4 protein-coding genes are annotated in these 6,685 nt (G+C 32.4%); all 4 read right to left on the bottom strand.

All coding sequences use genetic code 11. The annotated features are described in order from the left end of the window. Positions 1-21: 21 nt before the first annotated feature. Positions 22-1,734, bottom strand: coding sequence for a hypothetical protein (locus ACKVOD_RS07940; protein WP_409208934.1), 1,713 nt, complete (start codon positions 1,732-1,734; stop codon positions 22-24). Between the two features lie 66 nt (positions 1,735-1,800). Beyond that, positions 1,801-3,750 carry a hypothetical protein gene (locus ACKVOD_RS07935; RefSeq protein ID WP_409208933.1) on the bottom strand — a complete coding sequence of 650 codons (1,950 nt, stop codon included), beginning with the start codon at positions 3,748-3,750 and terminating at the stop codon, positions 1,801-1,803. A 113-nt stretch (positions 3,751-3,863) separates the two neighbouring features. Beyond that, positions 3,864-5,492 (bottom strand): hypothetical protein, encoded by a 1,629-nt coding sequence (locus ACKVOD_RS07930; RefSeq protein WP_409208932.1) that lies wholly within the window; start codon positions 5,490-5,492, stop codon positions 3,864-3,866. A gap of 64 nt (positions 5,493-5,556) precedes the next feature. Next, the coding region (locus ACKVOD_RS07925) for a peptidoglycan-binding domain-containing protein (RefSeq protein WP_409208931.1) at positions 5,557-6,685 on the bottom strand (1,129 nt) is incomplete at its 5' end.

Genomic DNA, 6,685 nt, shown 5'->3' with positions numbered 1-6,685 from the left:
ATTAATATATACTTTATTTTATTATAAATTTTCAAAATATAATCCATTATTGTTGTAAATATTGTTTATATTAAATAAATAATTTGAGGGGTTATTCAATAAAGAAATTCTAGCCACTTCTAAATAATCATCTTCTTTTTTTTGTCGAATCCCATTTAAATATAACTGGGATGTATTTCTAGAAAATCCACTAGTATTTACATTATTAAAACCACTGTAATACCCCCAACCAGATTCCAGAGGAAAAGAAAAAATTGATCCTGTTACATTTCCGGTAATATAACTTATATCACCAGAAGATATATTATTTTGTATTTTAACCCCATTAAGAAAGAAAATATATCCACTGCTTAATCCACTTATTAATCGTCCAGAAGTTAATAAATTTGATGAGAAAATAGTTCTTTGGTCCCCACTAATTACATCAATTATGTTAGAATCAATACCTGCGTATCCACTTCCAGACAAATAATTTCCACTAATATAATATGTTCCACTCAAAACTACTAATTGATTATATAAATTACCAGAAGTAGAATAACCCGAACCAAATTGTCCCACGCCATTGAGATAAAAATTAGTATTATTTAAATTACGTCCATCTGGTAGAATAAACACACCCAACGATCTATCATAAACTAAACTTTTATTAAAATTAGTTTTATCTACCCCAGAACAAGAATATAATTCGCTTAAATCATTATTGTCCACATCTTTTAAATAAGTCGTAACATCCATTTTGAATGTTTTACGATATTGAGTATTATCAGATATATAATTTCCGCTATAACCAGTATAATATTCTGTTGTAACTCCATATACCCCTGAAATATATTGCTCGTAAACAGAACCCGAAATGCCTGATACGGTATATGATTGTATTACTCCGCCGGAACATAACGCCGGTAAATATGACGAACTATGGATTCCTTGCCCAGTATACCCAGTAAACATTAGAATTGACCCAGTAACATATCCGGTTATTCCAGAGGACGTATTGGATGTTACCCCGGAAATTATATTACCAATATTAGAATATAGTCCAGATTTTATTATCCTTTTTTGATAAGACGTAATCGCCGGGGAGTAGTAAAGGAAAGTATCCATATAGCCTTTAAAATTATCTCCAGAAAAATAACTCGGCGGATTACCAATCCCGCCTATTTTCCAATTACTAGCAGGTAAAAAATATGTATCATCTATAAAAAAAATCTCCGACTCAAATTCTCTAGAATTATAATCAAAACATTCAAGTGTAATACTATTAGGATATTTAGTTACCAGTAAAGTGCTTTTATTTCCCCAGTTATTTTCGCTTAAAAATATTTTTGGACCGCCCGGAGTATAATATTCTAAATAAGGTTGTTGAGTGTCGGCGGTTCCTAAAACGAATCCAGAATTTATTCCGTTCGCGCCGGATGAGTAATTACTGAATAATATATTATTAGAATTAGAACCGGAAAACTCATAAGTTAGAATCATCGTGAAAGAAGTGTCCGATGAAAATCCAGTAGCGTTATTTATATTTACTGTAGTGCCGCCGCCAAAAAATCCACTCCCGCTGCGAGAATAAAAATTACCAGTTCCATAAATACTTCCAGAATATTGAGGATTTGAAGATACTGAATTATATAATCCTGATCCCGCCGTTCCTGTATAAGCATAACATATTTTTAACTGATCGGTTGCGTCAGCTAACTCCGAAAAATAAATTATTCCCGTGGGATGTATCATCTGATTTTTAAATTAAATTGCCTTATTCCTTAAAATTGTCATACAAATTTACACTTTTTTATTTAATTATAACGCATGAATAGAAGAAAATGGGGAAACCGTAACAGATGTAGAATCATAAGAATATCCAAAATTAAATTTAAAAGTTTTTCCATTTCCTGCATTAGATTGTGTAATAGATTTTTTTTCAACTAATGCCGAGCCTTTTCCAAATTTTATTAAATTATCATTTGCTATATTATTAATATCCGCTATAGATGATTCCGAGGTTCCCGCGCAAACTGTCGCCTGTCCGTTTACAGAAAATTGCATTCTATTGGCGTAACCTAAATCAACCGTATAATAATCATCGGCAGAAGGACATATAGGCAAAGGAATAGAACTTAACTGTCTAAGTGCGGGTTTAAAAGCTAAAGTATAATTTAAGTATTGAAAACCGGGTGGGATTAAATCTTTGTTATCATAACTAGTAGATACGGTTATTTCTCCTAAAAATGGATTTTTAGAAACAGAATAATTTAATTGTTGATTTCTTAATGGATATGTATGGCTAATATCTGACTCTTTATAACTTTCATTAGCTAAAGCAAATAAATTTAATTGCGTATTAAAATAATTTTCAACTAAAGAATATTTATTTAATAAATCCCCGCGACCTTTAATAGTTCCGTTAATACCAACAATAGTAATATCATCTTCTCCTATTTTAACCTCTGAAGAATAATCAAAATATGTTTTAGGTGTAAAATCATTATCAAATTGTATATCAAAACTAATTATTTTAGAATATGGGTCTTCGTTTACACCGGAAACAAGATAGTTGGGATTTAAATCAGTACGACCACACGCCTCGAAATAAGCAGCTACGGCAGCGCCAAAAACATCATAATTTATATATTTTTGCCGTAAAGTATTTAAATCTACATTCTTACAAGATTTTACCTCTCCTTTAACGCTTAATGAGGCTATACCATTTGATAAATTACAATTATAATCAAAACTTTCTCTAATATATCCCGCGCCGCCGTGGAACATATCTAATGGTACATATTTTTCCACCACCGAATAACTATTCTCAAATCTATTGATATTTTCTTTAAAAGAATCAATACACATGGACGCGCCCGTGCAATATAGCGAAAAGAATGGAGGTATAAAACTATTGGTACCCGTCAGACCCAAAACATAATTTTTAGCATTATCAAAAGAATTACTATAACTACTAGAAGTATTTATTCCTTTAGCCGATATTGTATGAGTTATTTGTAATAATTTATCATCTGTTTCCGCAAAAGACCATTCGTTTCCTGGATTAGTAACGCCATACATTCCGCTGAATAAATATTGCGGCTGACTTTCTAACGTAACTGTATAATCCAAAACTCCTCTATATAAAGAATTGCCAAAATTAATATCTTTAATTATATTAAAATCTTGAGAATAAAGAGTTTGTCCGCCCTGAATGATAGAAAAATTCTCGAAATCCTTATTAAAAACATTAAGAAGTTCTTGCTGGGCGGAAAGTATAGATTCATAACTAAATCCAGTTACCTGTCCATTTAACGTAATAGTCGAAGTTGTATTCCATCTTTCACCAAATCTTATTTGATTATCAACTTTACTAACTAGTGGTTTGGGTTGCCCCGGCATAATTTCATTATCGGAATATAACAACATTAGTTCATCGCCAAAATTATATAAAGAATCTATAAAAATTTGAGAATTAGATAAATTTGACGAGCTAATAAAACCTCTAATACCATTATTTATTGGATTACTAAAAGTAGATAATTTTTTCTGACTTCCTAATCCTATAAAAGTTTGTGTATCTATAATATAGCCCCAATTTCCAGCAACATCTGACGCTTCAATACCCAAAACGGCAGAGGAAGACGGACTACTTCCCGTATAATTATAATATAAAGTATTAGTTTCAGAACCTAGAATATCCAATAAAAGTCCAGTTGCTGGATTTTGCCCGGAAATTAAAGTATTTGGTTCTATATATGGACTCATTATATTTATTTATAGTAAAAATTATTTAATAATAATTCTAGGTGCAATTTCTTTATATTAATATTTCCTTATTCCTAATTTTAAAATAACTAATTTTCATAAATAATTTACACTTAATAAAATACCCACTTACAATCGCAACTAAAATTATTTTCCAGAGGTGTAAAAGAATAATTTATATCAGAAATATATGGATCGGTTCCGCCGGGACTATAAGTATTTAATTGATTTTTAGCTAAATTTTTATATTGTTGTAAAGTTGTGCCGCGATTCCCTAACATATTAATAGATACTGACCGATTGGCTAGCGTTGTTATTCCTACCAGTTGGACTATTTCTTTATGTCTAGGAATATTAAAATTATTTTTTAATGGCACGGCATAATCATCGGTTACTTCGATTTCCATTTTTCTGACATCATCATAACTATATACTAAATTATCTGTATAAGTTCTTTCGTAACTTATTCTTCCAAGTATTTTATTTTTAGTTTCACTTCTATTAATTAACTTAATAGCATTAGCAAACGTGCTAATACTTGTATAAAAATCATATAATCGACCAGAAATTGCGGCATTTACGATAGCATAACCAGCTAAGGCATTAGAATATTTGTCCACCGGATTACATTCTGTAGAATAACCTAAAATACTTCCTTCTTCACTGATGAAATAATTGCAACTATTCGTTTCTTTTTCAATTTTTAAAGTATATTCCGATGAATAAGAATCGTTAGTTTTTGGATCGTTAGAATAAACAGCTTCGTATTCATAAATATCAGAATATTTATTAATTAATTGACCATAACTTAATCTTCTAGTATTAAGCGGATAATTATTGGTTGGCGATTTGTAAGCAGAAAATAATCCGCTGCATCTTGGGTAAGAAAAATTATTAACTTCATATTGTCCGCCCAGTTTAGCGGCGGCAAAATAATTTCCATAAGCGTCGGGGACTAAACCTTGGACACGACCCTGTTCTTTTACCGTTGTTATACCCTCCGGGTCAGTATTTAAAGAGCTTTTATAATTAACTGAATAAGTCCCGGAGAATCCATTTATCAATTTAAATGTTTCGGTTATCGAATATTCATTAGTTATTAAATTTTGAGTTTCTGTGTAAGTTCTTTTACCGGGTTTTTGTTTATAACCAGAATAATTAGAGTTGATAAAACCTATATTTGGGTTAGAAGTAATTAGGTTGGCTGATAATTGCTTTGCCATTACCAATGGATTTTGGGTAGTTCCAATCGCCCCCCCAGATAACATTTTAATCTGAATTGTTTGACTCTGGATATAATTCCCATTTTCTGCCACCTCACAAGTAAAATCTTCATTTAAAGACTCAATTAAATGGGCCGGATAATTGATATTAGAAAAATTAATTCCACTATATAAAGAATTTGAAGGATTTGTTAAGTTAAATAAATTACCAGAATTATAAATTGTTAAATCAATAACAACATCTTTTAATCTTACGTCTATACCTTCCACGTAACTTACATTATTTATTTGAGCTAAACCTAAATAATTTCCTCTTAAAGTAATTGGTTGCCAGTCGGTCGAGCCGACGGACATTCCACTTAATTGAGTCAAAATTCCACTAACTCCTGAAGTATTGGTTAAATCATATAAACTTGTTTGAATTTTTAAACTATCTTTACTAGCATAGCGGAAAGATTCCCCGAGATAGGAGTTACTTCTATTATAGCCTAAAATACTAACATTTTCTAAATTAATCATTTTTAATAATTATTCCTTTTACCTTTTTGACAAATAGATTTACACTTTTTTTAAGTGATTAAGGTTATTCGGGAGTAGATGTGGGAGCAACTGGTGGCATAGGCGGTTTCCCATCAACTTTACGATCCAAAACTGTAACTTTACGATCCAAAGCTGTAATTCGAGCTTCTATATTTTGTTTAAATTTTGCTATTTCTGCATTAATAATCTCTTGGACTCTTGTATCTTGACTATTTATTTCTCCACTAAGAGATATATTTACATTAATATCACTTTTTAAAGTAACTTCAGCGGGTTTTGCAGGCTCGCCGGGTTTCGTAGTCTCGCCGGGTTTCGTAGTCTCGCCGGGTTTCGCAGGCTCGCCGGGTTTCGTGTCGAGTTTAGTTTTAAGACTTTCCACTGCCGCTGTATTTTTCTCTAAAGCAGCTATAAGTCCCTTGTCTCCTCCTAGCGGATTTCCTTTATCAATTCCAGTATTGGCATCCCCGCGTGCTGAGTCGGCGGCTCGATTTTTACGATCATTTCTTTTTTGTGCTTCAGGGCTTAAACCACTTCCTGAATTACTTCCGCCGTATCTTGTTGAGTCTTTTAATCCACCGCTCTCTAATCTACCGGATTTTAATCCGCCGGTTTTTAAAGGACTACCTCTGGTTTCTATATCGTCTTGCATTCTGTCTTGCAAACTAACGAAACCTGGGTCTCCTGGTTTTAAGAATTTATTTTTAAAGCGTTCTGTAGAGCCCGGATCAGTCCTTTCCATAAACTCCTCACGAGTTCCTGTCTTTTCTGTTATCTCCGCAAATTTTTTTAGTCCAAGTCTCGCCTCTGGGCTAGTTTTTCTAGCAAGTTCAGGATTATAGCGAGCTTCGATTGGGCTACTGAACAAATTTGGATTATCTTCGGTAAATTGACGAAATTTCTCTTGTCCACGTGGAGTGTTAATTTTATTTTGTATTTGTGCCTCAACTACTTGTTGTCTATGATAGACACTTTGATCTTTACTCATCTCTTCAGGGGTTCTAGGAATAGGGCCGCGAGGCTTACCTTCAAATGGTCTTCCTGTAACTTCTAAATTATTCATAGATTGATACTTTTTAATAGCATCAGTAGTCTCTGGACTTTCTTTTCCGTCAGCGTCTCCACTAAAGAGTCCTGTCTTTTTTAATCCCTCCTGAATAGATTTTAATGTTGGT

The organism is Flavobacterium sp. (assembly GCF_046155325.1).
In the GTDB taxonomy this organism is placed as follows: domain Bacteria; phylum Bacteroidota; class Bacteroidia; order Flavobacteriales; family Flavobacteriaceae; genus Flavobacterium.
The sequence above is the reverse complement of the archived record's forward strand: the minus strand, read 5'-3'. Positions and strand labels throughout refer to the sequence as shown.